We start from the raw sequence: 25,353 nt of genomic DNA on the forward strand, positions 1-25,353 counted from the left end.
TTGACGGCGTCACTCGTACGGGCCTGATTGTTCACTGACCGCATGTGATCCAACGCGGAGAGTTAGGCTCCCTCGATGCATATCAGGCGAAATCCCCGCCACACCAACAGGAAGCTTCCCGTTCGCAAGGCGCGCACGGCCCGTACCTGCGGCGCCCTCCTCGCCGTCGCCGCGCTGCTCACCTCCGCCTGCTCCGCGGGTGCTTCGACGAATGCGGCCACCTCGGCCGCCGACGTGGCGCTGGCCGCGCTGCCGCGGTCGACGCCGGCCGCCCTCACGCCGTACTACGGACAGAAGGCGCCCTGGCACAGCTGCGGGGTCCCCGGTTTCGAGTGCGCCACGCTGAAGGTGCCGCTCGACTACGACAGGTCGGCCGACGGGGACGTCCGGCTGGCGGTCACCCGCAAGAAGGCCACCGGGCCGGGCAAGCGCCTCGGGTCGCTGTTCGTGAACCCGGGCGGACCGGGCGGCTCGGCGATCGGCTACCTCCAGGCGTACGCCGGGATCGGCTACCCGGCCGAGGTGCGGGCCCGCTACGACATGGTCGCGGTGGATCCGCGCGGGGTCGCCGGCAGCGAGCCCGTCGAGTGCCTCGACGGGCCGGACATGGACACGTACGCCCAGACGGACGTCACCCCCGACGACGCGCGCGAGACCACCGAACTCGTCGACGCCTACAAGAAGTTCGCGGAAGGATGCGGCGCGCACTCGGCGAAGCTGCTGCGGCATGTGTCGACGGTCGAGACGGCCCGGGACATGGACATCGTGCGGGCGGCACTCGGCGACGCGAAGCTGAACTACGTGGGGGCGTCGTACGGGACGTTCCTCGGGGCGACCTACGCGGGGCTGTTCCCCGGCCGCTCGGGGCGACTGGTGCTGGACGGCGCGATGGACCCCTCGCTGCCCGCGAGCCGGCTGAACCTCGACCAGACGGTGGGTTTCGAGACGGCGTTCCAGTCGTTCGCGAAGGACTGTGTGCAGCAGGCGGACTGCCCGCTCGGCACCAAGACCACGACGACCGCGCAGGCCGGCCGGCACCTCAGGACCTTCTTCACCAAGCTGGACGCGCACCCGATCCCCACCGGTGACGCGGACCGCCGCAGCCTCGGCGAGGCCCTCGCCACGACCGGCGTGATCGCGGCGATGTACGACGAGAGCTCCTGGGCCCAGCTGCGGGAGGCGCTCGGCTCGGCGATGAAGGAGAACGACGGCGCCGGGCTGCTGGTCCTCGCCGACAGCTACTACGCGCGGGGCGCCGACGGCCGCTACAGCAACCTGATGTCCGCCAACGCGGCCGTGAACTGCCTCGACCTCCCGCCCGCCTACGACAGTCCGGAGGCGGTCGAGAAGGCCGTCCCGACCTTCGAGAAGGCGTCCCCCGTCTTCGGCGAGGGCCTCGCCTGGGCCTCCCTCAACTGCGCGTACTGGCCGGTCGGGCCCACGGGCGAGCCGCACCGCATCAAGGCGGAGGGCGCCGCCCCGATCGTCGTGGTCGGTACCACCCGCGACCCGGCAACCCCCTACCGCTGGGCCCGCGCCCTGGCCGCCCAGCTCTCCTCGGCCCGCCTGCTCACCTACGAGGGCGACGGTCACACCGCCTACGGCCGCGGCAGCACCTGCATCGACTCCGCGATCGACGCGTATCTGCTCCGCGGCACCCCTCCCGTGGACGGCAAACGCTGCTCTTAGCCCTGGTCGCCGGACCGCCCGGGGTGCCCCGAGGGCTGGTGCGGAGCACCCCCGGAAACTGTGTAGACTTACCGACGTTGCTGATCGCACCATGGTGCGGACGGCGCGCCGCCTTAGCTCAGATGGCCAGAGCAACGCACTCGTAATGCGTAGGTCTCGGGTTCGAATCCCGAAGGCGGCTCGGATTAACCCCAGGACTCACTCGCCGTGACCTGGGGTTTTTTCATGCCCGGGGCATGCCGAGCCGCACGACGGGGATGCCGTGGAAGTGCTTGCGTGAGCGATGCGTGAGCGGAGCGGCTCGCCGACCTACTTCTTGGGCTTCACCCGCTTGGCCTTCACGACGGCCTTGGGGCCTGCTCGCTCCGAGCGCAGGACATCTCCGCATGTGCGCTGCGCGGGCGGAGCGAGGCGTACTGACACCTGCGGCGGTGGCCATCTCATCTCACCCGCTGCTTGTCGTGGTGATCTCTCTTAGCGCGGGGCAGCCGTCGGCCCGAAGCGATTCTCGGCGGGCTGGTCATCGCGTATCGGGCAGAACCTCGGGCTCTTATATATATGTTCCGGCTCTCATGCCCCATGAGAGCGCCTACATTAATAACTCCCTTGTGGCGTGGGTTGGTTGTGGTGACAGTGGTTGTCATCCGCCACGCCCCTCTTGTCATCGGAGCATTGATGCGCCTCATTCACTGCCTGCCCCTCAGGGGGCGTTCGTGCCGTAGCTCGCAGACGTCGGCCCGGTGGTTCCGGGCAACCGTGTTCCACGGAGGCCGAGGGTGAGCGTCGGGGGTGTGGGCATTCCACGGCTGCAGGACCTCGCGTACATCGAGGTCGCCATCGGCAACGTTGCTCAGGGCGCAACCTTCGAGCAGGTGCGTCGTGCTCTCGTCGACCGAGCTGCTGCGGTGGCGCGTGAGGGGGATACGGACGGCTCGTACTCTGCCCGCAAGTGGGAGCTAGCGCGGTCGGACACCAGGAAGCACGTCCACAACACCGTCGACGTCCTCAAGGAGCTGATGCGTCTCGGATGGGTCGAGAAGCACATCCTTCCCTCCAGTCCCAACTCCGCATACGCGCATGCCGATTCGGTGTTCACTCTCACCCCTGCGGGGGAGAGATGGGCGGCGCTTGTCGCCGCCGACGGTCGCGCCGCGTACAACGCGCTCACTGGCGTACTGCTCAACACGCATCCGCAATTCGAGGGTTTTCTGCGCCTCCTGGGCGCCCGACCGGACAGCAGCACCACTCACTTGACCATTCCCCTCTTGAGGTTCAGTGCGTCGGGCTACGGCACTAACGCGGCGTACCTTGACGCGTTCGTCGCGTTCGCTACGGACGCGGCAGCTCAGGGCACGCTCGGCTGGACTGCGGAGCCCGAGGCCATCAGTGAGAGCGTCCGCGACTATGTCCGCCGCTTCGAGGAGCGGGCGCGCGCCCGGGAGAAGGAGATCAGCCGAAAGCAGTTCGCCACCACGTGCGAAGAGGCCATGGCCCGGTTCGTATTTGGCGCGGCCGGCTGTCCTTTGGACTACATCAGCCTCGAGCTGCTACGCAGGTGGACTCGGTTTCTGGGGTTGGCCAACTTCAGCTACTACGCACCAGGACCTTCAGCGATGCGGCTCTGGCCCACCGCCGTGGTGACGGGTAGCGGCGATGCCGTCGCGATCAGCCGGCGAGTCGGCAAGGAGGTGCGTCGGGCAGCCCTCGACGCCGTCTGGGCGATCTGGCGCGAGCAAAGGGCCGACGCAGCCGGTGGCATGTACCTGCCCGTCTGGCAGCTGCGTGCGGCCGTTTGCTGGAAGCAACGGATCAGCGACGACGAGTTCGATCTGGCGTTGCGGGAAGCTCTCGCAGGCGAGCACCCCGGCCTTGGTTTGAGTATTCACCTCGATCAGGCGTCGCTGAGGGTCGCCCCTGCTTCGACCAAGCCCTTGATCATTCCCAGTGCGAGTGGGCTCCGACGTGTGTTCAACGTGATCAGCGTTGCACAGGAACCCACTGTCCACGCCACTTCAACCACCACCCAGGAGACCTGACACGATGACCGCCTCAACCCGTAGCGCGGGCCCCGTCTGGCTTAAGAAGCAATGGGGACTGCGTCAAAACCCCTTCCCGACCACGGGCATCGCCCGGTTGGGGGGCGCCGACGTGCGAGAGAACGGACTCCTCTACGAGCCGGACGTCAACGCGGACAAATTCGAGGAGGCCGTCGAGAAATTTGTGCTTGGGGCAGCCTTTTCCGGTCTGCGGTTCGGTTACCTGTGGTCGACGGGTACCGGCCCGGGCGACTCTGACGCCCGTGGGTTCGGCAAGTCTGTGCTCATGCAGCACCTCACATGGAGTCTCAACGAGGACTTCGGCCGTGCTGCGTATTTGAGCTGCGGCCTCGATGAGGACGATGCCTCCGAGGAACCGATCTGCGGGTTGCTGACGAGCTTCGACACTGCCCAGATCCGTTCCCTGAGTGCCGCTCTGTTCACGGCCGTCGAGTACGCGACGGATTTCCGTGCCGCTAATACAAGCCTTACGCTCGTCCAGCGCCTACGTGAGGCACTTGTCGCACGGACCGCCACCGACGATCCGCAGAGCCTGGCGAAGATCGTGGTCGAGCAGCATCGAGATCTTCGGGGCCGGACTCTGGGGCCGCCCGACGACAAGCTCATCCTGGCTTTGTGCGACGCGGACTCGACCGTTGCCCAGGACTACCTGGACAAGGTCAAGCCTGCTTCGCGGACCCGGAACGGCGCTGTGTATCTCGCGACGTTCCTCCTCTTCGCCGCGGCAGCAGGCATGAAGCACGTCCTGCTCTGCTGCGACCAGCTGGAGGACCTCGCGAGCACCACTACGGCGAAGGCCAAGCGTGATCTCGAAACCGAACGGTTCCGCGACATCATCCTCGAAACGCTGCCTATGGCCGACATGCTCAACATCGTGGTAACCATGCATCCTCGAGCAGCACTAACCATCGGCACGGCCTGGGAACTCGCGGACCTGCCGACGTTCGAGATCTCGGAGGCCAACAAGCACCGGATCGTGGTCCTGCCGGCGCTTCGTGATCTGGACTCGGCAGTCAAGCTCCTTTCTAAGTATCTCGCTGCTGCTCGCAAAAAAGACGATCGGCCGCGAGGGGACGTGTACCCGTTCACGTCGGAGGCGGTAGATGCGTTGTTCAGGCGATCGAATCGCAAGCCGCGCGACGTACTACGCAAGGCACAGGGTCTGATCGAGGCTGCGTCGGGTGACAACCTAGTGATCATCGACGAGGAGGCCGTCACCCGTTACTTGGACGCGGTCGGTCCCGACACCGAAGAGGACATCGGCCCCGTCCTGGCGAGTCCGGTGACTACTTCCCTGGACTGGAGCGCAGGGTGACCTCCTTAACTTCGTGTTATGGAGAGTCGGGATGACGGCCGATGCCTGTGATGCCTGCCCCCTTTGCGGCGCCGCCCTGTCGTCATGGGAAAGCAGGCGTTGCGGCTGCGGGGGGCCACGCTGGGAGAGCCATGCAGAGGTCATGTACGCGATTGCCTGTTCGGTCCGATCACCCCTGCACGTACGTGACTTCGTTCGCCTTGCCCACAGCGATTACGGACACAAAATCGGTGTCCCCAGTGCCAATGCGGTGCTTTCGCCTGACCGGCGCTTCTGTTGGGCCGGTCAAGGAACCTACTCCTTGTACCGCCACGGCCCCCTGCCGGGCCCTCGAAATTTGGAAGGGGCGAGTCGGCTGGTTCTGCTCGCAGCCAACGAGCCCATGACAGCGGATGCGCTGGACTACTGCCTGAAGCAACTCGGATATCGGTACAACGTGGCTTCTTTGAAGAACGCGATCAGAAGCTCCAAGTGGATCACGTGGCAGCAGGATGGCCGGTGGGCGCATTCGCTGGGAGAAGCCGCCGAGGCCGAGCTGCGGCGCGAGGTTCCCGTTGTTCCAGACAGCCGTCACGCCGCGTGGGCGGCCATGCGAGATGTGCTGACCAGGGATGTGCGAGGTTTCATAACCCAGCGAGCGGAGCGGCTTCGCAACCTCGGCAGTCCCCACCGATTCGGTCTCAATTGGGACGAGGAACCAGGAGCGATGATGCTGCCGATGTGATGCCGAGGTCTCGGGTTCGAATCCCGAGGGCGGCTCCGGAAAAGGCCAGGTCACATAGCCCGTGACCTGGCCTTTTGTGTTGCTCGGGGCATGGCGCATCACACGGCCGGGGTGCCGCGAGATGGCTTGAGTGAGCGATGGGTGAGCGGAGTGGTCCGGTGCCCTACTTCTTGGGCTTCTTCCGCTTGCTCTTCTTATTGGCCCTGGCCTCGGCTTTCGCCTTGTTCTTGGCCTTCTTGGTGGCCTGACGGGCCTCCTCCGCCTGGGTCTTCCTCTGAAGCGGGACCAGCTTGGCGGTGGCCTCGGCCGCGTTCTTGCCGACCTGTGGCAGGACGCTCTGGTAAATGTCCCGCGTGATTCGGGTGTCGCTGTGCCCGAGTGTGTCCGACACGATCTTCACGTCGATGCCGGCGGCGAGCATGAGCGTGGCCGCCCCGTGCCGGAGGTCGTGCAGCCGGATCGGCGGGAGCCCGGAGGCGGCGACGAGGCGCTCGAAGAGGTCGGTCACCTTGCCGGGGTGCAGCCAGGATCCGTCTTCCTGGGTGAAGACCATGCCGGTCTCGACCCAGGCCGTTCCCCACTCCTCGCGGTCCGCGTCCTGTTGTTCGCGGTGCCGCTTCAGGACGTTGACGGTGTCGTCGTCGAGCGCGACCACGCGGAAGCCGCTGTCCGTCTTGGGCTCGGAGGTCTCGACCTCCCACCCGTCCTGGACGAGCTGGGCGGAGACCGTCAGGGAGTGGTCGTCGAGGTTGGTCTCCGACCAGGGCTGCGCGCATGCCTCGCCCCGCCGCAGACCGCGGAACGCGATCAGGTGCCACATCGCGTACAGCCGGTCCTCCGCGAGGAAGTCGAGGAACGCGCCAGTCTGTTCGGGCGTCCAGACCATGACGGGGGAGGGCTTCTCACCCGTCTGCTCCCACCTGGCGACCCGTGCGTCGGTCCACACCAGGGCCTTCGGCTTGCGCACGGGGTCGAGCTCGACGTGCGCCGCCGGGTTGAAGGTGAGGATCTGCTGGCCGATCGCGTCGTTCAACGCAGACCGCAGCGTGGCCTTGATACGCAGCCTGGTAGCCGGACCGGTCACACGCCGGAACGGCGGCATGGCATCGATCGCCGTCTTCATCACCTTGCGGTGGGCACGGTTGTCCAAGCCCTTCCACGGCACGGTGGCCAACTCCTCGACCGCGGCCCGGCGCTGGGCGTTCTGCTCCAGGATCTCGGCATTGGCGTCGGAGATGGCCGTGAACATGTCGCTGAGATTGCTCACGCGCAGCCGATCGAGACGGTGGTAGCCGATCCGAGGCTTCAAATGGAACCGGATATCGGTCTCGTAGCGGCTGAGTCCCGACTTGCGGATGCGCTTGCCGTCGAGCCACCGATCGAGCCACTCGCCGACGGTCAGGCGACCGATCAGGTCCTGACCGGACTTCAGGCGCCGGCGGGTCTCCTCGACATCCGGCAGTGGCGACTTCTCGTCGCCGACCTCCTCCAGCATGGCGGCGATCAGCGCCATGCCCTCGGGGTCGTCGGTGTCGGCGAGGCCGAGCAGGGCGCGTATGTGGTCGAGGTCGGCCTGGGCGGCCTTGAGGCTCTCGTAGCCGGCGCGGCTGAAGGAGCGGCGGGTGCCGTCCTCGCGGGGCGGGAGCTCCTGGCGTATGGAGTACGAGCCGTGCTTGCGGCTGGAGAGCTTCGGGCACTGCTTACCGAGTGGCTTACCGGTGTGGGCGTCGCGGCAGTAGCAGCGGCGGTGGGTGGAACCCTTCAAAGATCATTCTCCTCATCGGTGTTGCCGACGGGTGGGTCGACGTCGGCGAGTTCCGGTGGCAGGTGCGGTGGTGTGCCGCCGTCTTCTCGGATGAAGGCGCGGGCGCTGCGGAGCCGGTACTTGGCTTCCAACGCCCTTTCTGCGTAGTCGGCTTGGGCGAGTACGGCTTCCTCGCGTTCTGCCTGGTTGGGTGCTGTCTCGGCTTTCCAGCGCTCATGCTTCTCGCCTTTCAGGGCGGCCAGGGCGGCGCGCTGGTGGTGGATGTGGGCGCGGAAGGAGCGGAGCATGTCGTCTTCCATGCCGAAGTCCTCGCTGTCGCCGGTGAACCAGCGCATGGCATCCCATGTCGGGTCGGAGTGCTGCAGGGGAAGGCGCTGGACTCGGTCGACGTAGCCGACGGGGTAGAGCAGGCAGATCGGGTAGGTGTGCAGGGCTTCGGCGAGGACGAGGACGTCGACCAGGGGCAGGTTGGCGCGGCGGCCGGACTCCATGTTGGCGATCACGTTGCGCGGGATCGGATGGCCGATCTCCTCGCAGCGGTCGGCCAGGTCCTGGGCGCTCATGCGCAGCTCCTTCCTTCGTCTACGGACCTCGGCGGCCACCGTGGCCATCACCTGATCCACCCACTCGGGGACGTCGTCCTCGTCATCTCCAGGATCAAAACCGCGTTGTGTCATGGAGACACATTAGCTTCTCGATGATGGTTAGTGATCGCCTGGAGCCGGACGTGATGCCGCGTTCGCCGAGGGCTCACTCATGGACGGAGCATTTATGCGCGACAACGAGAGCGCGGAGCAGGCCAAGGGCATGACGCGGGAGGAGCTGCTGGCCCTGCCCGCCGCCGTTGACCTGGACACCGGCAACCGGGCGCTGGGGCTGGGGCGGAGCAAGGGTTATGAGCTGGCCAAGCGGGGCCAGTACCCGTGCAAGGTCCTGCGGCTGGGCAAGGCGTACCGCGTCGTGACCGCCGACCTGTTGCACCTGCTCGGCCTGGCCGCATGACCACCCGAGCCCATAGCAGACGCTTCTGCGCTGAGCTGACACAGAAACGCTGGACTGTGGCCGGACGTGGACGTACTGTCCGTGTTCCCTCGCCCCGGTCAGGGAAGCGAGTAAGCCCCCGGCGCGCCAACGCCGGAGGCTCCGCACACTCCACTGCCCGCATACCAACGAACGACCTGCGTGAGTCGGGCCTGTATGCCCGACGTCACCGGATAAGGAGCTGCCCTGTGCAACCTACGACACCCGAGCCCTATTCCGCACCCGGCAAAGCGGCATGGCCGACCGTCGCGGTGCCCGGCTGGCCCGGCCACGCGCCCGAAGCCGCCCCGGCGGCCGACGGCGGGGCACTGGATACGGTTCCGGTGGATCAGCCCGCCGAGGAGGCGGTGCCAGACCCGGAGCCGACGTACGGCTCCGAGCTGCTGAACGAACTGCGTGCCCAGATAGCCCAGTTCGTGATCCTGCCCTCCCAGCAGGCGCTGGACGCGGTCACGCTGTGGGTCGCGGCGACGCACCTGCAGCCCGCGTGGCAGCACGCCCCGCGCCTTGCGGTGGTCGGGCCGGCGAAGCGGTGCGGCAAGTCACGGCTCCTGGACGTGCTGACCGAGACGGTCCACGAGCCGATGCTCACCATCAACACCACGCCGGCGGCCACCTTCCGCTCCATCACCGACGAACCGCCCACCCTGCTGGTGGACGAGGCCGACACCATCTTCGGCACGCCGAAGCAGGCGGAGAAGAACGAGGAGATGCGTGGCCTGCTCAACGCCGGCCACCAGCGCAACCGGTACGTCACCCGCGTCGTCGGCAACGACCACACCCCGCACCGGTTCGCCACCTTTGCCATGGCCGCCCTGGCCGGGATCGGCGACCTGCCCGACACGATCATGGACCGGTCGGTCGTCATCCGCATGCGCCGCCGGGCCGAGGGCGAGAGCGTCAAACCCTTCCGTTCCCGCCGCGACACCCCCGCCCTCCACGACCTGCGCGACCGCATCGCCGCATGGACGCGGCCGCTGCTCGACGAGGCCGCCGACCTGGAACCGGCGATGCCGGTGGAGGACCGTGCCGCCGATACCTGGGAGCCCCTGGTGATCGTCGCCGATCTCGCCGCCGGGCCCTGGCCCCGCCTCGCCCGCGCGGCGTGCGCGCAGATGGTGGCGGCCGAAGTGGCGGCCGAGGAGGATCACCCCAGCTCAGCGCGGATCCTGGCCGACATCCGGCGAGTCTTCGTCGCCCAGCGTGAGGTCGACAGCCTCTCCACGGACGAACTCCTGCACCATCTGCGCCAGGACCTGGAAGGCCCGTGGGCGGAGTGGGGTCGCAAGGGACTGGGCCCGCGTGAGCTCGGCTCGCTGCTGCGCGACTTCGACATCAGGCCCGGCAACGTCCGCCTCGCCGACGGCACCCAGCGCAAGGGCTACACGCGCAACAAGTTCCTCGATGCGTGGCGGCGCTACTGCCCGACCGTCCACCCGGTCGACACCGGCCCCGCGCGCAGCGAGGGCTGAGACCCCCAGTCCCCGGTTGCCGTCCTTGCCGTCCCTGCCGTAATCCCGCAGGTCAAACGGCATGCTGGCAAGACGGCAACCGGGGCCAGGACGGCAACATGATCATGACCGGCGTTGCTGCCCGCCGGGACGCCGCCCACATCCGTCTTGTGCCGTCCTGGACGTCCCCGCCGTATCACCGCAGGTCACAGCACATGCGGCCGGGACGGCAAGACGGATGCGATCCGTCCGTGGCCACCGAACCGCAGCACCCGCCGCCCGTGCGTGCCCACAGGACGCGCCGGCGCCGCCAAGACGGAACACCGACCCCCTGCCGTACCGGCCCTGACCTGCGCTTGCAACGGCCAGGACGGCAAAGACGGACCACGCCACCACCCCAGGAGAACCCCGCTTGACCACCCTCTCCACACCCACTCACCAGGACCATCGCCCTGGCGAAGGACGGCCGATGACGAGCAAGCAGGCTGCTGAGCGGTACGCGCTCGTCGCGGCGGGCGTTGTCATCGTGGCACTCACCGCCGGCGGGTTCTGGCTGTCGTACGCCCACCTCGCCGAGGTCGCCGGACAGCACGGCCTCAAGAACTCCCCGGTCCGTCAGTGGGCCTGGCCCGCGACCCTGGACGCCTTCATCGTCGCGGGTGAACTCCTCATGCTCCGCGCGGGTCTGCGCCGCGTCGCCGACGGCTGGGCCATCGCCCTCACCGCCACCGGATCGATCGGTTCCATCGCCCTCAACGTGGCCGGGGTCAACGGCACGGGCAACGCCGGCGCCGTGCCTCTCCTCGACTACGTGGTCGCCGCGGTTCCCCCGACAGCCGCGCTGCTGGCCTTCGGCGTCTTGATGCGGCAGATCCACCAGCTCGTCGCCGACCCACCCGACGCCACCGAACGCCACAACGGTCTCCCGGAGCCAGCAGGTCTCGACGTGGCGGACGGTCAGGCCGACGTGGCTCGGGGTTCTGCCGAGGTGGCGCAGGGCGCCGCCACTGTGACGGAAACCCCGCAGTCTTCCGCCGAGCCGGAAGACCAGAAGCCCAGCGCTGTGTCCGACGAGTACCTCGCGATTGCCCGCACCGCGCCACTGGGACGCGGAGACCGTGCCTCGCGCCGCCACATCGAAGCGACGATCCGCGGCAAGGGCCTCCCGATCGGCAGGGCCGACGCGGAAAAGCTCAAGGACGTCCTGCAAGCCGAACTCGATGAGGCCACCTGTCAGCGGCAGGACGACCTCGACATGACCCCCGCTGGCGCTCCCTGAGCCCCCGCGCTCCCATCGCTCCGGCGCAACTCGCATCGCTCGTCCCCGCGCAAATCCGCGGGGACGAGCGACCGCACCGCAACGAGTCAACCCGACACCGCCGCTCCACCCGTCCTCGCCCTGACAGGTACGGGACGAGGTCGATCGTCACTGACTGGCCATCAACACCCTATCGAGAGTCACCTCATGCACAACCAGAACCACGAACCCCCGTCGCACCAGCAGGAGATGACGACCACCACAGCCACCAGTGCGCCAGCAAGGTATCCCGCTGGACCGTCCAAGGACGGCCGCAACGGGGAAGTCTCCACCCCGGGGGTGGCGGAGGACCTCGGGCGCCAGGGGGCACCCGAGGAGGAACAGATCGCCGACACCGTCACCGCCCAGCTGCAGCGCGCCGCCGAAGCCGCCGCGCTGCACCGTGTCGCCCGACGTCGCAAGCCTGACCCGAACGGCCAGCGCAAGGAGCGTGTCGACGCCCGCTACAGCCTCGACGAGAAGACCGAGATCCTCGCCATGGCGCGGTCGCTGAACATCGCCGGCGCCCACTACGTCGGCGCTGTCGTCATGGCCCACGTCCAGGGCGACCTCGCCCTGCCCGGCCAGCGAACCCCGCTCGACGACTACATCGACGAACTGACCGCCCTGCGTGGCGAGGTCGTCAAGATCGGCCACAACATCAACCAGATCGCCAAGAAGCTGAACTCCGGCGGCCATATACAGCCTGGGGATACCACCGTCCTGGCCCAGGGCGAACGCACCTTGACCGCGGTCGGCGCCACCGTCCGCCACATCGCCACAGCCGCGAACCAGGCCGTCACCAAGAAGGCCGCCCGATGATCGCGAAGATCCGCAGCGGCAAGGAAACCGCCGGACTGATCCGGTACCTGTTCGACACGAAGAATGCCAAGGACCACACCGACCCCCATCTGGTCGCCTCCTGGGACGGCTTCGCCCCCGACCCCGGCCGCGCCGACGACTTCGACGCCACCAGGAGCCTCCTCGTGGCCGACCTCGACCTGCACGTCAAGCAGGCCCGACGGCTCGGCCGCGCGCCCGAGCAGCACGTGTGGCACTGCTCGATCCGCGCCGCCGAGACTGACCGCATCCTCAGCGACGAGGAATGGGCCGACATCGCCCGCCGCGTCGTGGCGGCCACCGGCATAGCACCGGAAGGCGATTCGGACGGATGCCGCTGGGTCGCCGTCCGCCACGCCCCCGACCACATCCACATCGCTGCCACCAAGGTCCGGGCGGATCTGCGCACCGCCCGTCACTGGAACGATTACCTCACCGCAGACCGTGAACTCGCTGCCATTGAGAAGGAATACGGCCTGTTCGAAGTGGTCCGCGGTGACCGCACCGCTGCGAAGCGGACCACCCGTGCCGAGCAGGAGAAGGCCCGCCGCGCCGGCCAGGAGAAGCCCGCCCGCGAACGGCTGCGCGCCACCGTGCGCACCGCTGTGGCCGCCGCCACCAGCGTGGAGGAGTTCGTCCACCTGCTCAACCACCTCGACGGCGTGCTCGTCGAGGTCGTCCACTTCCCCTCGGGTGACGTGCGCGGCTACAAGGTCGCCAGCGAAGACACCACCACCGCCGACAACGAGCCCGTCTGGTTCTCCGGCTCCGAACTCGCCCCGGACCTCTCCTTCCCCAAGATCCAAAAGCGCCTGGAGAGCATCGACCCACAGTCCGCTGACAAGCCAGGCCGGCGCAGGCCCAACCCCTGGCACCAGGCCACCGCCGCCGCCGAACGCATCCCCCACCACCTCGACCAGACGGACGACGAAGCCTCCCAGGCCCACCTCGCCGCCTTCGGCGAAGCCCTCGACGCCCTCCCCCTCCTCGCACCCCAGCCCCTGCGCCCCCAACTCCGAGAGGCGGCGACCGCGTTCGAGCGCGCCACTCGCTCCCGCATCATGGCCGAACATCACCACGCCCGCGCACTGCGCGGCGCGGTACGGGCGATCGTCCGCGAGCCCGCCTCCAAGGACGGCGCCGTCCTGGCGATGTTCCTGGACGCGGCGATCCTCGTGGTCGTTGCCGCTGCCCGCTGGCACCAGCTCCGCCACCACGACCAGCAGGTCGCCGCCGCCCAGCAGACACTGGTCCACCTCCAGGCCGCCTACGACCAAGCCGCAGCCGCACCCCTGGCCGCCCTCGCGCAGCGCCAGCCACCTCAGCAGGCCGTGGAACGGCAGATCCGCCGCCTACGCCAGGCCGTGCCCGAGCATGCGGAGCAGATCATCGAAGATCCCGCTTTCGCGGCTCTCACCGCCGCCCTCGCCGAGGCAGAAGCAGCCGGACACGACCCGGAACGGCTCCTCCAGCAGGTCGCCGACCAGCGTGCCCTGAACGACGCCCGCCGCCCCGCACGAGTCCTGGCCTGGCGCATCCAACGCCTCAGCGAAAGGCCGGCACCCAGCGCACAAGCCCGTGCAGCACAAGCCCACAGCCCAGCCTGGGGCGACAGCGCAGCACGGCGCCCCGACGCTCCAGAGCACACGGCAGCAGCCGCCCCGGCCCCGCAGCCGTCGCAGGCTCGGCGGCGCTGATCACGATCTCAGCTGCGGGCGGTGACGCGCTGTCAGACGCCAGAACGAGGCACCGCAGCACGAAGCCGGGCTCCCCAACTGGGACGCCCGGCTTCACCGCGTGGGAGGTCCTGGAACTGCTGGAGCGTCCAGGAGCCGGTCGAATGTGCTCTCCGACAGTACCCGGCACAGCACCGGTGCACTGGAACTAAGGGAATCGGCGAGCACGGCGACAAAGTCATGCGCGCCGGCGCCGAACGACGCCGACAGGGTGGTCACAAGGCTGCCTCGGCCTTGTCGAGCGCCTTCTCCAGGTTGGCGTCCACAAGTCCCGGCGCGCCCGAGACGAGCACAAGGACGTTGCCGATCCGGATCGCCGTCTGCTTGACGACGCTGCGCTGCCCACCGATCGAGTAGGTGAGCAGCTGGCTCCACTGCTCGTCGCCCAGGTCAGGGGCGGGCGTCACCTGCGTGCCCACGGTGACGATGGTGTGGCCCGACATCACCTGGTACGTGGGGCAGGAGACCATCGCATCGAAAATCTCCCCTATGCCCTTGGACAGCTTCGCCGCGGTGGCGCTGTACAACTCCTCCGCCAGCTCGGAGTTGCCGCCCCCAGCGTAGGTGAAGGACGCCTTCGCCTTGCGGGGGAAGGCGAGGCTTGTGCTGGTCGAGGCGTCGCCGCCGAGCTTCTCCAGCGCCGGGCAGTTCACGGTCACGTCGTCGTGGGCCGCCGCGCGCTGCGGCATGCGGGTGTAGTCCCCGCCGAGGTCGCTCTCGTCCAAGAGCAGCTTCGCCAGTGCAGTCGAAGACAACGGAGCGGGCGCCACACTCTCGCCGTCCGGGTGCACCGGGACGGTTGGGGAGGACATCGTGCGGGAGGAGGCGTCGCTGCCGTGGAAACAGCCCGCCAGGACCAAGATAGCGAGGACGCTGAGGCCGCGGACGGTCGTGGCGTGAAGGCGCATAGGAAACCCCTTTGTGGCCTGTTGTGGCCTGCGAAACGGACGGTCTGACCTGCCGGCCCTCCGGGCGCCGGCAGTACGAAGGCGCAGGGGTTTCGGGAGGTCAATGGCCGAGGTGGCGCAGGCCCTCTTCGAGAGTGGGGTGGAACCGGTCGACGGGACCGGAGTTGCGGTTGAACCAGACCGCATCCAGGCCGGGCTCCTTCGTCTCGTGGCCGGCCCGGCAGCGCAGCCATATGGAGTCGTCGCGCATGCAGAAGACGATCCAGTCCCGGTACATGCCGCACTCGGGGCACGTACGGACCTCGCCGTCGACGACGAGCGGTGGCTGCCAGCGCATCATCACCCCGGCCACGTCCTGGCGCGACGGCACCCGCAGCTCCTGCGGCAGGAAGTCGGGCACAACCGCTTCCCCTGCGGTGGGGGCTTGGGGGGTCGGCTCGGGGAAGTTGGGCCACGGCTGCGTGGCCTGCAGCCGCAAGAGCAGCGCGTGGCCCGCATGCTGGGCTTCACGGAACGCGCGGTCCTCGCGAGCGCGTCGGAACAAGAACAAGGCTCTCTCCTTCTCTGTCATCTGGCGGGCGCGGGGGCACGCCTCGTCTGACCTGCTACCACGCGGGAGATCGGCGAGGAGCCGCTTACGACAGCGGCTCCTCTGGTCGGGCGCCGTTAGCTGCGACGGACCACGGTGAGTCGCCCTTCGGCGCTCGCAGGGACGGTTCGGCGGAGCACCGGAGCCGGTGAGGCGAGCGAGGCGACGAACGCCGCCACCAGCTCATGGGGGGCGCTGGTGCTGAAGCTGGCACACCACAAATAGGGGGCGCTGACGATGGGTTCCGCCCATGCCTGCCAGCCCACCAGGTCGGGGCGCGGGTCGGCGTCCTGGATGAGTGGCGGCAGCATCTCCAAGGAGACGTTGCAGGAGAAGCCGGGATCCGTGGCGGTGGTGCGGGGGCGGTCCACATCGCGGATCCAGCCCCGGGCACTCAGGGCGTTGAGGACCGTCTCCGACCCCTCGGAGCCGAGGTCGGGTGCCTCGCGGGCGTCGATCGCCACGAGGAGATCGGTGATCGCCTCGAACGGGACGCCGGCCGTGAAGTACGCGTTCCACGCCGGCACCACGGAGGTGGCATCCGGGCGGGCGCTCAACTGCCAGGCAACCGGGAGACCGCCCAGTTCGAACGGGTAGGCCGCGAGGATCCATTCGGCGCCGCGCAGCTCGTCTGGGCTGACGTACAGCAGGGTGTGACGGGAGGTAGGCCACATGCGCCAGCCGAGGCCAGCCAGGGTGTCGCCGATCCGTTCGGCGAGGGCCCCGTCGTCACCCGCCAGATGGCGCGGGGTGACCCAGTACACCGGGTCCGGCGAGTCGGGATCGGAGGGTTCGCTGGGGTGGTGCGGGTGCAGGGGCGCCTCCGTGGGATCAGGGGAAGGTTTCGTCTGGGGGTTGTACGTTGGCATGGTTTGCAGCAGCACACCAGCCCTTGCGAGATCCTTCCTGTCTGCCCCCGGCGAACTTGATTTCCCATGGCCATTCGATCGCCGCGTCTGACAGTGAACCCAGCAGTTTCGGCCTTTGTGACAGCGAATCTACTTGTGAGGGGTGAGCACGCTGGGATCACGCCCCGTGCGTCTGACGTACGGGGGAACACGCACCGAGCGCCGCCCTCAAGCGCGCGGCCTTGGGGCAGCCATTCGCAACAATCGCCGCTATGACATCGATGACGCAGACCTTCCGCCAGGCCCTGCAGACTGCGCTGGCCAGCCGGAAGACGGTGAGCATCCGCAGCACCCTGATCGAGACGCTGGAACGGGATCCCTCCAAGGCAGAGATCTCGGCAGCCAACAAGGCGGCCCGAAGGATCGCCGAGGACGGGGACGCGGTCCTCATCTCCCTGCTTCCCGACCAAGCCGGCGACGACGCGTACGTGCCTGCGGCCCGTGGCGCCAGGGGGCGTGCGTCGAACTACCTGACCCTGGACGAGAAGATCATCAAGGACTTGCCCTGCCGCGTCGAGTTCGCCACGGAGAAGTGGGACGCGCTCATCGACGAAGGCATGCGGTCCACCCAACAGAAGATCGAAAGCGACCCAGTTCTGTCGGCGTTCCTGCCCGACTGGAAAGCCGAACCGCGTGCCGAGAAGCGGTCCCGCCTCATGGCGGAGGCGGCAGAAACCAGCTGACCTGCTGTTCAGCGCGCCTTTTCCGACATCGGCCTGCATCGCCGCATCGGTTCAATGGCGTCCGCCTGGATCCGGGCACCGGGCCGTCCACGACCCGGGGAATGTCCTCCTGGACGGTCGCCCTCGCGGTCGCGCTGGGCGGGACTGCCTCGCCGATGTGGGCATGCTGCGGGCGGAGCCAGCCGTGTTCGGGCCGGTGGCCTCCGGCCCGACGGACTCCCGCCTGATCGGCCAGCCGGCCGCCCACCAGATAGCTAATCCCACGATGCCAGAGCATCGTTTACCGAAGGAGCGTTCTTCGCCAAGGTCGTCCGCCAGTCAAGGTGACCGCGGTGTTGAAGGTGACCGACGATAACGATGCGCGCCACGTCAAGCTCAACGGCCAACTGATTGACCCAACGCGCACCGATACGATCTGGGACGTCAGGAATGCCGTGCGGGAAAACCCACTCCGCGGCCTCCGTGTCTGCGTCCTTCTCCCATTTCGTTTCATTGCCTTGATCCTCATCGAGCCCCTCGACGATGAGGTGTTCAGCGTCGACGTGATCAAGCAAGATATGCGCAATCTCATGCAGAAGAGTAAATAGGATCTTGTCGAGTCTCTTGCCGCGACCAGACAAGCCAATGACTGGATATCCGTCGACCAGCATCGAGCACCCGTCAATCTTGGCACCCGGAAGCGATTCGACATATACCAGACGCACACCAGCCGCACTAAAAAGGTCAGGTAGGTCCTCGAAGTCAGCGGCCGACTTGAGTGTGCGCGAAAGAGTTCCTGCAAGCTCCCTCAGACGTTTCGCGCAGTATCTCTCCTGAGGCGGAAGCTTGCGCGCTTCCCTTCTGATGCATGCGACCCATGCTCGCTGCAGCGAGCTGATATCTTCGCTACGGTTGGCTCGTCTAGCAGCCGCTGCGAATCCGGGCTCGTCATCAAGGGAATCCAGCTCGAAAAGTTCCTTCACCTCGGCCTCGAGGGCATCCAAGGTGGCGCCGGTGAGAAAGCCGCGCCTCTTCAATAGCTGGATTGGGCCCTTGTCGTTTAGGCGGGCACGCCGACGCACCTCATCCAGCTTTACCTGGGCGTTCTCATTCTTGAACTGCTCGGCGAGCAGATACTGGTCCTGAAGGTTGAGCCAGTACTCCGCTGTATGACCAAGGGCTGCGCCGATCTGCGCCGCCGACTCCCTGGTGATCTCCTTTTTGCCGGTGATGATCTCGGAGACAAACTGAGTCGGGCGATCCAGAACCGCAGCGAAATCAGCCTGAGACCAGTCCCTGGCCTCGAGCTCCCTCCCGAGGAGTTCACCAACCGGCACCTGGGCGATCGGCAGCGGGTCGTGTGGAGGGGTGCTCATCGCGAGGCTTCCATCTCTGGAGTCAATAGCTCGAAGATCACGGCACTGTGGCTCTCTGTGCTCTTGAACGTCAAGTTGATAACGCGGCCTGAACTCAACTTCGCCCGCGCCTTGTTCAGGTCGTGGGTGTCACCGGGATGGATGCGCAACATGCGCGAGTTCCGCAGGTCGGCGTCGAGCCGAGCTGCACGCGCGCACTGAACGAGGACGCGGAAGTCCGAGACCTCCCGGGCGCTCCAGCCTTGCGGCCGGAATCCGGGGTCCGTAGCGAGGCGATACAACTCCTCATCCATGTACTCCCGGTCCACGTGCCTGTTCTCCATCACCCATCGGCTGATGACGCTTCTACCTACTTCGCGCGGAGTCTACAGGCATCACCGAATTTCAGGGCCTCCTACCTCGCACCCGCCCCATCACCCATGGGGTGATGATGTTGATGCTACACTCGCATCCGAGCCCGTCGATCAGCGGAGGGCACCATGGAAGGGGACTGTCATGACTGCACCCAGTGTCGAGCAGGAGCATGACAAGAGGGATAAAGGGTTCGAAGTGATCATCAACGGCACAATGGTCACCCTCGACCACGACACCGTGACCTATGACGAGCTTGGGCAGCTCGCGTACCCCGGCCACGACCCGCAGGCGATGTTCACCGTCACCTACAAGAACGCCATCGCACCCCATGGCGGGGACGGCATCCTGGTCGCCGGCGAGTCCGTGAAGGTCAAGAAGAAGGGCACGTACTTCCATGTCCGGCTCACGACTCGTTCGTAGTAGCGCCGACCTGGCCCGTCTGGTGCAAGACGGGTACGCCGTCCGCGTCGTCAACGGGTTCCTCGTAATCGACGACATCCCGTTCGCGGACGATGCCGCCCAGGTTCAGTGGGGATCCTTCGTCTGCCCGCTGGATCTGAGCGGCGACACCGCGACGGCTCCGAGTAGCCACGTTATGTGTTTCGTTGGCGGCGTACCCCGCAACAAGAATGGCGAGCCCATCGACGGGCTCGTAAACGATGGCGTTGAGAAGTGGTCCGCCGGCCCGGAGCTCACCGCGAGCTGCGGCTTCTCACAGAAACCCGCGGGCGGCTATCCAGATTATTATGAAAAGGTCACCCACTACGCCGCGATGGTCATCGGGCCAGCCCAGGCCATCGACCCCGAGGCGACCCCGCTGACCTTCAAGCCTGTCGAGACCGACGAAGACGATGGTGTGTTCCGCTACCTCGACACATTCTCCAGCAGGGCTGGTATCACCGAGGTCAACGCGCGCCTCGCGCTGAAGAAGGTTGTGATCGTCGGTCTCGGGGGCACTGGCGCATACCTGCTCGACCTGCTCGCCAAGACCCCGATACACGCGCTTCATCTCTACGACGGTGACGTCCTCCGCACGCATAACGCCTTCCGGGCCCCCGGTGCCGCGAGCCTTGCGGACCTACAGGAGGGCCTGAAGAAGGTCGAGTACTTCACACGGATTTATTCGCAGATGCGTCGTCACATCGAGGCTCACCTGGTGAACGTCACCTCTGAAAACGTCGGCGAACTCCTCGACGCCGATTTTGTGTTTCTTGCGATGGACACGGGCCCGGACAAAAAGGTCATCATCGAGGCACTGACCGTCAACGGTATCCCATTCATCGATACTGGTGTCGGGGTCAGCAAGGACGCCGAATGCATCGACGGGCAGATTCGCATCACGACGTCTCTTCCGGGTCGCGTGGAGCATATTGAGCGAGATGGGCTCATCTCGTACTTCGCCGGGGAGGGCGCCGAGTACGACACCAACTTGCAGGTAGCCGAGCTGAACTCCTTCACTGCGAACTTGGCAATCTTCCGGTATAAGAAGTACCTCGGTTTTTATGCTGACACCGAGAACGAGCTGCACACCGTGTATGCGGTCGAATCGAATGATCTCTACAACCGCTACGGCACCTCTACCAACCAAGACGAGGGCATCGGACTGGGCGCCGAGCCGGTCCCGGCCAGCGCTGATGCTGGGGACGGGTCGGAGGCCGCCGCGTGAAAGCTCGATCCTTGATGCCGGTGTTCATCGAGCACATCCCGGCCGAACCCGAGCCGGGTAAGCTGTACATCTCGATGCAGTTCGAAACCGCAGTCCATCTGTGCGCGTGCGGATGTGGTTCGAAGGTCGTCACACCATTCGGACCGCACGACTGGACCCTGACCTTCGATGGCACTGTGTCCCTGAGACCGTCCGTTGGAAACGGACAACAGCAGTGCAGGTCGCACTACTACGTCCGCAGCGACCGTATCGACTGGTTGCCACGAATCTCGGCGGCGGCCAGTCGAGTCGCTAGCTCCCGCGACCGCGCCGCGCACATCGAGGCCATCCCTCAACCTCTGGCGGGACAAGCGTCTTGGTGGGGCCGGATTTGGTACCGAATGCAACGCTCCTCCGGCACCAGCCGTAGCAAACTGGATGAATAAATCGCCCCAGCGAACTGGGATAACGTCTGAAGAATCGATGCCGAGCACATCGCTGCAACGACCAGGAGCTTTCAGCACCAGACGGTCTTGCATAACAGCACACCGTCTCTCCGGGCGTGCCCTGGCCGCCCACAACCTCGAAAGCGATACTTCTCCAGGGCATCGCCCGCCATCAGTGCCTCTCCTGGATCGCGCGGCTGGCGGGTCGCATCGAGCGCAAGCAGAACGGCGCCGACTCACGATGGTGAGTCGGCGCCGCGCCTGAACTCAGACGTCGATGCGGGCGACCTTACGGCCGACCTTGAGGTACAGCTCGGCACCTTCGAGTGCCCCAACCTCGCTCACGACCTCACCGAGCGTCTGCTGCACGGACGCCTCGGTGAGCGGCGTAGGTGCCTGCTCTCCGTCCGCCTCAAGGATCAGACGGAGGCCCTTCTGCTGAGCCACACGGCGCACGGCGGAAATGCTGGGAGCGAAGTCCAGCGTGCGGCTGATCAGCGCCCCGAGCGTGTCCTCGGCGTGGTCCTTCAGGGAGACGACGGGGAGGTTCTGGGTGTCCGCGAAAGAGCGCTTGGAGAAGCGCGCCGTGAACTCCGCGCGAGCGGCGGCAGCAGCGTCCAGGCCGTGGAGAGCGGCCACCACCTCGCCGGCGAGGATGCGCTTGATCGCCATCGGGTGCGCGGTCCCCTCCTCCAGACGCTTGGTGATCACGCGGATCTCGTCGTCCGTCCACTCGGTGAGCAGCTGGAGGTACGGCTCGGTCAGGTGGTCGGGGATGGACATCAGCCGGCCGTAGACGTCATCAGGCGACGCCGTCAGGCCCACGTAGTTCCCCTTGCTCTTGCTCATCTTGGTGCCCGTGCCGTCGGTGCCCTCGATGAGCGGGGTGGTGATGACGACCTCGGGGTCCTGCTCCGAGATCTCCATGACCTTGCGGCACATCTGGAGGTTCAACAGCTGGTCCACACCGCCGAGTTCGACATCGGCGTCGATGGCCACGGAGTCCCAGGCCATGACGACGGAGTAGACGAACTCGGCGACGGACAGCCCATGGCCATCGGCAAGCCGGGTGCGGAAGTCCTCGCGCTGGAGCGACATGGAGACCGGTACCCGGGCAAGAACCCCGACGAGCTCCGGCAGGGTGACCTTGTTCAGCCACTCGCCGTTGAAGCGCAGGTCGGCACGCTCGAAATCGATGAACGGCGTGACCTGCTGCTGGTAGCCACTCAGGTTGCGGGCGATGTCCTCGTCGGTGAGCGGCGGTCGATCCGAGGACCGTCCCGACGGGTCACCGATCTTGGCCGTCACGTCGCCGATGATGAAGACGACGTGGTGGCCCATCCGCTGGAACCGGCTGGCGATGATGATCGGTACCGCGTGGCCCAGGTGGACGTCAGGCGAGGTCGGGTCGATGCCGTACTTGACGACGAACGGGCGTCCGGCGGCCTGTGCGGCTTCGATCTTCCCGGCGAGCACCGCAGCCGAAGGGATCAGGTGGTTCGCACGCCCCTCGACCAGTGCGGCCTGCTCCTCGGGGGAGAGGTCGGAGAGGTCCAGGGAGCGCCGTGCCGTCGTCTCGCTGAGCAGCTGCGCGGCCGTATAGTCCGCGCCCAGGTCCGCCCCATCGAGGATGTGCATGACACGGGTGACAGACTCGCTCAAACGGCTCATGGCGCTTATACGCTCCTGGGTCGGACAACTGGCCTGACCAGTAGGGATTGGAAGCGGCGATTTTATCATCGCCGCCCTCGTCGCATCACCGGAATGATCACGGTTGAGCCCGCTCTCCTTGGGCTGTCGAGAGCTGTACCAGCGGCCGGCCCGCGATCGCACTGGAGAGGGACCGGAGCCACGGGGCTATTGGGTCTCGGGCTCGGAGCGTGGCGATGAGCATCCCCGGAAGGAAGATCATGGCGGGCAGGTGCTCCTTTCGCTGCAGGGCGGATTCCACTCTGTGCCCGGAAGCGAGTGCGCGGAAATGCTGGGAGATCCCCCTGAGCTGGCGAGTGGTCGCCCAGGTGGGAGGGTCCCCGTACATCATGCGGAGACGATCCGAGAGCCCCAGACACACCTCGGCCCGATAGTCCTGCGACAGGCCGGGCGTACTTCGGTCGGTCATGCTGTGCGAGTGGACCCGATAGAAGGTCAACGGGTCCTGGAGGACGGCGCCGCGGCCGGCCTCGCGCAGCGCGTGGAAGAAGATCTCGTTGCTCACCGGCAGGAGGCTGAGAGCAGCCTGGCGATGGACCACCAACGTGCTCGTGTTTCCGCCCGGGTGCGGGTCTTTCAGCTTGGGGTTTCCGTTGGAGTCGACGACGTTCTCCCAGTGCTCGATGAACAGCGTTTCACCCGTCATCGCCTCGGCGCACGTACGGAGCTTCGATGGGTGGAACCAGTCATCGGCGTCGAGCGGAGCCACCCAGTCGCCTGTGCTGAGGAGAAAAGCGTCGGTCAAGGTTTGGCCGAAACCTTGCTGGCTCCTCCGGATGACCTTGACGTTCTTTTCGTGGCGACGGCATACCTCCTCAGTTTCGTCGTTGGATCCGTCGTCAATGACGATGATTTCGTGAAGGACGAAGTTTCCAGGCTCCTGTTCCAGACAGCTTGTTATGGCCTGGTCGAGATATCGGCCGTAGTTGTGGCACAGGATCACGCACGAAATACGCGGAAGGGCGCTCACAGGTCACCCCCGTACACGTGGGCGTAGTCGTCCAGGATCGTCCTGTGTTCCTGGGTCCTGTAGTCGAGGAACTCGCGGTCGAGGCGGCGGGGCCTGGAGTCGAGTCGTGCCGCCGCCTTCTCCAGCGCGGTCAGGAACTTCTCTCCGAAGAGGTTGGGATGCCCCTGCGACCAATCGAACCATTCGGGTTCCTCGACGAATCCCTTGTGCCGCTCGTACTGCTCGGGCAAGTGCCCTGTGAGGGAGCAGACCGGAAGCAGGTTCAGGTCGAAGGCCAGTTCCAGCTGCCCGGAGTGACTCCCCCAGAGGTACGGCAGCAGCAGGGAGTCCGAAGCCAGCCCGGCTCTGACCACTTCGTCGTCCGTGGGATACGGGCGCATGGTAAGGCGGATACGGGGATCGTGCCGGGCCGTCTCCAGGAGCAGCGGGGCACGGCCGGCGTCAGCGAAGTCCGCAGGGCTGAACGCGCGCAGGAGGACGTGGAGCGTGCTGTGGGGATCCGTGATCCCCAGGCTCCAGTTGGCCATGGTGGACAACTGGTCCCTGCTGGCCCGGGAGGCACCGAACATGAGGTACCTGGCCCCCGGGCCCCACGCCTCGCGCTCCAGGTCAGCCAGCGACTCCGGGGCAGCGACGTATCCGTGGGGGATGACCGTTGCAGTGACACGCTCTCCGAGGACCTCCGTGAGCTTCGTGACGGATCCCTCAGTGAGACAGACCCAGCTGACCTCGGCAGATCGGAGCAGCCGCAGCCGCTCGACGAAGCCTTCGGCGTTGCCGACCATGGGCCGGGTGTCATGGGCGGTGAAGACCACGTTGACCCCGTAGCCCAGGCACGCGTCGAGCAGGCGCTCCAGGGTGGAGATGTCCTCGAAGTCGATGTGGTGCAGGTGCAGGACGTCGAGCCATGTGAGAGGGCTGTGTTCGAGGAGCCATGCGGCGCTGACCGCCTCTGGCACAGTCTCGCCCGTGGGAATCTCTGTCCCGTTCAGGATGTGGAAGTCAGGGCTCTGTAGCTTCCACGCGTACGGGGTACGAGCCGGCAGGTGAACGACACGCAGGCCCCTGGACCGGGGAACCGCCGTCACCGTTCTCCCACCTCCGTCCCTCCCACCCCGACGAGGAGCAGCTGGGTGGACAGACCGTTGGAGGCGTCGTCGCTTCGGGTGAGGCCCGCGTAGTGGATCTCGAATCCGGACGCCCGCAGCAGCGCCTGGAACTCGTCGCTTGCCCACTCCCGAACATGGCTGGGGTTGCGCGGCGGTCCAGGAGTGTCGTAGCCGCTGCGGCACTCACGGGCCGGCGTGGACAGGACGGCAGCGGCGCTGCCCTCCCGCAGCAGGCCCAGGATGAGGGACAGAGCCGGAGCCGGGTCCACCAGGTGCTCGATCACGTCGGAGCAGATCACCACGGACCGGCGGACGAGGTCCGGGTCGAGCGGCAGCCGCTCTGCCGATTCGAGGTCCGCCTCCACCCACTGTCCGAAGGGGTGGTTGTCGTGGCACCAGCGCAGGTTGTCCCCGAAGTCCACGCCGACGAAGGTCCAGTCGGGGTGCTCGGCGGCGAGCGAGGCCAGCTTGCCTGCCTGCCCGCAGCCGATGTCGATCACGACGTCACGGCCGAGCTCCTTGGCCCGTTCGGCGGCGTAGGGGTACACGTCGGGCTGCCAGGTGACGGTGTCGTCCGTCTCGTCAAGGAAGTACTCGACCTCGCTCCGGCTGCGATAGCCGCGGCGAATGAAGAAGGTCTCGGGGCCGCCTATCGGCTGCGAGGACTCGGAGAGGGCCGGGGGCTGCGGGGCATCGGGGCCGGTCAGGGGCTGTGATGTGGTCGTGGTGTCCGCGTGCACAGTCAGACTCCTTGCTTGCTC

The 25,353-nt window shown here is 66.8% G+C and carries 24 protein-coding genes, 1 tRNA gene and 1 pseudogene; 15 read left to right on the forward strand and 11 right to left on the reverse strand.

Annotated features, from left to right (window positions below; genetic code table 11):
* Positions 1–75 precede the first annotated feature (75 nt).
* From QF027_RS27120 to QF027_RS27140, 5 genes are all read left to right on the forward strand, one after another.
* On the forward strand, positions 76–1,689 hold the full coding sequence (locus QF027_RS27120) for an alpha/beta hydrolase (RefSeq protein WP_307077632.1): 1,614 nt from the start codon (positions 76–78) through the stop codon (positions 1,687–1,689).
* A 107-nt stretch (positions 1,690–1,796) separates the two neighbouring features.
* Positions 1,797–1,870: transfer RNA gene (locus tag QF027_RS27125), tRNA-Thr, on the forward strand.
* A 610-nt stretch (positions 1,871–2,480) separates the two neighbouring features.
* Positions 2,481–3,725 (forward strand): hypothetical protein, encoded by a 1,245-nt coding sequence (locus tag QF027_RS27130; protein ID WP_307077634.1) that lies wholly within the window; start codon positions 2,481–2,483, stop codon positions 3,723–3,725.
* A 4-nt stretch (positions 3,726–3,729) separates the two neighbouring features.
* Positions 3,730–5,061, forward strand: coding sequence for a hypothetical protein (locus QF027_RS27135; RefSeq protein ID WP_051831906.1), 1,332 nt, complete (start codon positions 3,730–3,732; stop codon positions 5,059–5,061).
* Between the two features lie 142 nt (positions 5,062–5,203).
* Positions 5,204–5,785, forward strand: coding sequence for a hypothetical protein (locus tag QF027_RS27140; protein WP_199873802.1), 582 nt, complete (start codon positions 5,204–5,206; stop codon positions 5,783–5,785).
* Between the two features lie 163 nt (positions 5,786–5,948).
* Here QF027_RS27140 and QF027_RS27145 read toward each other — a convergent pair whose 3' ends face one another.
* A complete protein-coding gene (locus QF027_RS27145) occupies positions 5,949–7,550 on the reverse strand; it encodes a tyrosine-type recombinase/integrase (RefSeq protein ID WP_307077636.1) in 1,602 nt (533 codons plus the stop codon).
* On the reverse strand, positions 7,547–8,227 hold the full coding sequence (locus QF027_RS27150) for a helix-turn-helix domain-containing protein (RefSeq protein WP_031037735.1): 681 nt from the start codon (positions 8,225–8,227) through the stop codon (positions 7,547–7,549). Before QF027_RS27150 ends, QF027_RS27145 begins: the two co-directional genes overlap by 4 nt.
* Before the next feature lie 94 nt (positions 8,228–8,321).
* Between QF027_RS27150 and QF027_RS27155 the strand changes: the two genes are divergently transcribed.
* From QF027_RS27155 to QF027_RS27175, 5 genes are all read left to right on the forward strand, one after another.
* The gene (locus tag QF027_RS27155) at positions 8,322–8,552 is read left to right on the forward strand and encodes a hypothetical protein (protein WP_031037732.1); all 231 of its coding nucleotides are present in this window, start codon (positions 8,322–8,324) and stop codon (positions 8,550–8,552) included.
* Positions 8,553–8,779: 227 nt separating this feature from the next.
* Positions 8,780–10,063 carry a DUF3631 domain-containing protein gene (locus tag QF027_RS27160; RefSeq protein WP_307077640.1) on the forward strand — a complete coding sequence of 428 codons (1,284 nt, stop codon included), beginning with the start codon at positions 8,780–8,782 and terminating at the stop codon, positions 10,061–10,063.
* A 448-nt stretch (positions 10,064–10,511) separates the two neighbouring features.
* A complete protein-coding gene (locus QF027_RS27165; protein WP_225890232.1) occupies positions 10,512–11,321 on the forward strand; it encodes a DUF2637 domain-containing protein in 810 nt (269 codons plus the stop codon).
* Between the two features lie 186 nt (positions 11,322–11,507).
* A complete protein-coding gene (gene mobC / locus QF027_RS27170) occupies positions 11,508–12,161 on the forward strand; it encodes a plasmid mobilization relaxosome protein MobC (protein ID WP_307077642.1) in 654 nt (217 codons plus the stop codon).
* On the forward strand, positions 12,158–13,876 hold the full coding sequence (locus tag QF027_RS27175; protein WP_307077644.1) for a relaxase/mobilization nuclease domain-containing protein: 1,719 nt from the start codon (positions 12,158–12,160) through the stop codon (positions 13,874–13,876). The genes mobC and QF027_RS27175 overlap by 4 nt, the downstream gene beginning before the upstream one ends.
* Before the next feature lie 254 nt (positions 13,877–14,130).
* Here the strand turns inward: QF027_RS27175 and QF027_RS27180 are convergent, their stop codons facing one another.
* The 3 genes from QF027_RS27180 to QF027_RS27190 all read right to left on the reverse strand — a co-directional run bounded on the left by QF027_RS27180 (position 14,131) and on the right by QF027_RS27190 (position 16,281).
* A complete protein-coding gene (locus QF027_RS27180) occupies positions 14,131–14,823 on the reverse strand; it encodes a hypothetical protein (protein ID WP_307077646.1) in 693 nt (230 codons plus the stop codon).
* A 100-nt stretch (positions 14,824–14,923) separates the two neighbouring features.
* Entirely contained in the window at positions 14,924–15,373 is a 450-nt protein-coding gene (locus QF027_RS27185) for a hypothetical protein (RefSeq protein ID WP_307077648.1), read from the reverse strand.
* A gap of 116 nt (positions 15,374–15,489) precedes the next feature.
* Positions 15,490–16,281 carry a DUF317 domain-containing protein gene (locus tag QF027_RS27190; protein WP_373432434.1) on the reverse strand — a complete coding sequence of 264 codons (792 nt, stop codon included), beginning with the start codon at positions 16,279–16,281 and terminating at the stop codon, positions 15,490–15,492.
* Positions 16,282–16,532: 251 nt separating this feature from the next.
* Here QF027_RS27190 and QF027_RS27195 point away from each other — a divergent pair, with 251 nt between their 5' ends.
* Together QF027_RS27195 and QF027_RS49675 are read left to right on the forward strand one after the other, a co-directional pair.
* Positions 16,533–17,003 carry a hypothetical protein gene (locus QF027_RS27195; protein ID WP_307077651.1) on the forward strand — a complete coding sequence of 157 codons (471 nt, stop codon included), beginning with the start codon at positions 16,533–16,535 and terminating at the stop codon, positions 17,001–17,003.
* Between the two features lie 40 nt (positions 17,004–17,043).
* A pseudogene (locus QF027_RS49675) lies at positions 17,044–17,247 on the forward strand (IS1380 family transposase); the annotation flags it as partial.
* Between the two features lie 10 nt (positions 17,248–17,257).
* Here the strand turns inward: QF027_RS49675 and QF027_RS27200 are convergent.
* Entirely contained in the window at positions 17,258–18,358 is a 1,101-nt protein-coding gene (locus QF027_RS27200) for a hypothetical protein (protein WP_307077653.1), read from the reverse strand.
* Complete coding sequence (locus QF027_RS27205; protein WP_031037699.1) at positions 18,355–18,666, reverse strand: hypothetical protein; 312 nt, start codon at positions 18,664–18,666, stop codon at positions 18,355–18,357. Before QF027_RS27205 ends, QF027_RS27200 begins: the two co-directional genes overlap by 4 nt.
* A gap of 187 nt (positions 18,667–18,853) precedes the next feature.
* Here QF027_RS27205 and QF027_RS27210 point away from each other — a divergent pair, with 187 nt between their 5' ends.
* The 3 genes from QF027_RS27210 to QF027_RS49680 all read left to right on the forward strand — a co-directional run bounded on the left by QF027_RS27210 (position 18,854) and on the right by QF027_RS49680 (position 20,803).
* A complete protein-coding gene (locus tag QF027_RS27210) occupies positions 18,854–19,132 on the forward strand; it encodes a multiubiquitin domain-containing protein (RefSeq protein ID WP_158806152.1) in 279 nt (92 codons plus the stop codon).
* Positions 19,107–20,378: a ThiF family adenylyltransferase gene (locus QF027_RS27215; RefSeq protein WP_307077657.1), complete on the forward strand. Its 1,272-nt coding sequence runs from the start codon at positions 19,107–19,109 to the stop codon at positions 20,376–20,378. The genes QF027_RS27210 and QF027_RS27215 overlap by 26 nt, the downstream gene beginning before the upstream one ends.
* 74 nt (positions 20,379–20,452) lie before the next feature.
* Positions 20,453–20,803: a DUF6527 family protein gene (locus QF027_RS49680; protein ID WP_373432510.1), complete on the forward strand. Its 351-nt coding sequence runs from the start codon at positions 20,453–20,455 to the stop codon at positions 20,801–20,803.
* Positions 20,804–21,070: 267 nt separating this feature from the next.
* Here QF027_RS49680 and tyrS read toward each other — a convergent pair whose 3' ends face one another.
* The 4 genes from tyrS to QF027_RS27235 form a co-directional block, all read right to left on the reverse strand.
* Positions 21,071–22,474 carry a tyrosine--tRNA ligase gene (gene tyrS, locus QF027_RS27220; protein ID WP_031037691.1) on the reverse strand — a complete coding sequence of 468 codons (1,404 nt, stop codon included), beginning with the start codon at positions 22,472–22,474 and terminating at the stop codon, positions 21,071–21,073.
* Positions 22,475–22,571: 97 nt separating this feature from the next.
* Positions 22,572–23,483, reverse strand: coding sequence for a glycosyltransferase family 2 protein (locus QF027_RS27225; protein WP_307077660.1), 912 nt, complete (start codon positions 23,481–23,483; stop codon positions 22,572–22,574).
* Positions 23,480–24,442 (reverse strand): hypothetical protein, encoded by a 963-nt coding sequence (locus tag QF027_RS27230; RefSeq protein WP_307077662.1) that lies wholly within the window; start codon positions 24,440–24,442, stop codon positions 23,480–23,482. Before QF027_RS27230 ends, QF027_RS27225 begins: the two co-directional genes overlap by 4 nt.
* 125 nt (positions 24,443–24,567) lie before the next feature.
* A complete protein-coding gene (locus tag QF027_RS27235; RefSeq protein WP_307077664.1) occupies positions 24,568–25,332 on the reverse strand; it encodes a class I SAM-dependent methyltransferase in 765 nt (254 codons plus the stop codon).
* Positions 25,333–25,353 lie beyond the last annotated feature (21 nt).

It is taken from the genome of Streptomyces canus (genome assembly GCF_030816965.1).
GTDB classification, from domain to species: domain Bacteria; phylum Actinomycetota; class Actinomycetes; order Streptomycetales; family Streptomycetaceae; genus Streptomyces; species Streptomyces canus_E.

Coding starts and splice junctions, on each gene's coding strand:
- QF027_RS27120 (WP_307077632.1), top strand. CDS start 76: ATGCATATCAGGCGAAATCCCCGCCACACCAACAGGAAGCTTCCCGTT.
- QF027_RS27135 (WP_051831906.1), top strand. CDS start 3,730: ATGACCGCCTCAACCCGTAGCGCGGGCCCCGTCTGGCTTAAGAAGCAA.
- QF027_RS27140 (WP_199873802.1), top strand. CDS start 5,204: ATGTACGCGATTGCCTGTTCGGTCCGATCACCCCTGCACGTACGTGAC.
- QF027_RS27150 (WP_031037735.1), bottom strand. CDS start 8,227: ATGACACAACGCGGTTTTGATCCTGGAGATGACGAGGACGACGTCCCC.
- QF027_RS27155 (WP_031037732.1), top strand. CDS start 8,322: ATGCGCGACAACGAGAGCGCGGAGCAGGCCAAGGGCATGACGCGGGAG.
- QF027_RS27165 (WP_225890232.1), top strand. CDS start 10,512: ATGACGAGCAAGCAGGCTGCTGAGCGGTACGCGCTCGTCGCGGCGGGC.
- mobC (WP_307077642.1), top strand. CDS start 11,508: ATGCACAACCAGAACCACGAACCCCCGTCGCACCAGCAGGAGATGACG.
- QF027_RS27175 (WP_307077644.1), top strand. CDS start 12,158: ATGATCGCGAAGATCCGCAGCGGCAAGGAAACCGCCGGACTGATCCGG.
- QF027_RS27180 (WP_307077646.1), bottom strand. CDS start 14,823: ATGCGCCTTCACGCCACGACCGTCCGCGGCCTCAGCGTCCTCGCTATC.
- QF027_RS27190 (WP_373432434.1), bottom strand. CDS start 16,281: ATGCCAACGTACAACCCCCAGACGAAACCTTCCCCTGATCCCACGGAG.
- QF027_RS27195 (WP_307077651.1), top strand. CDS start 16,533: ATGACATCGATGACGCAGACCTTCCGCCAGGCCCTGCAGACTGCGCTG.
- QF027_RS27200 (WP_307077653.1), bottom strand. CDS start 18,358: ATGAGCACCCCTCCACACGACCCGCTGCCGATCGCCCAGGTGCCGGTT.
- QF027_RS27210 (WP_158806152.1), top strand. CDS start 18,854: ATGACTGCACCCAGTGTCGAGCAGGAGCATGACAAGAGGGATAAAGGG.
- QF027_RS27215 (WP_307077657.1), top strand. CDS start 19,107: ATGTCCGGCTCACGACTCGTTCGTAGTAGCGCCGACCTGGCCCGTCTG.
- QF027_RS49680 (WP_373432510.1), top strand. CDS start 20,453: ATGCAGTTCGAAACCGCAGTCCATCTGTGCGCGTGCGGATGTGGTTCG.
- tyrS (WP_031037691.1), bottom strand. CDS start 22,474: ATGAGCCGTTTGAGCGAGTCTGTCACCCGTGTCATGCACATCCTCGAT.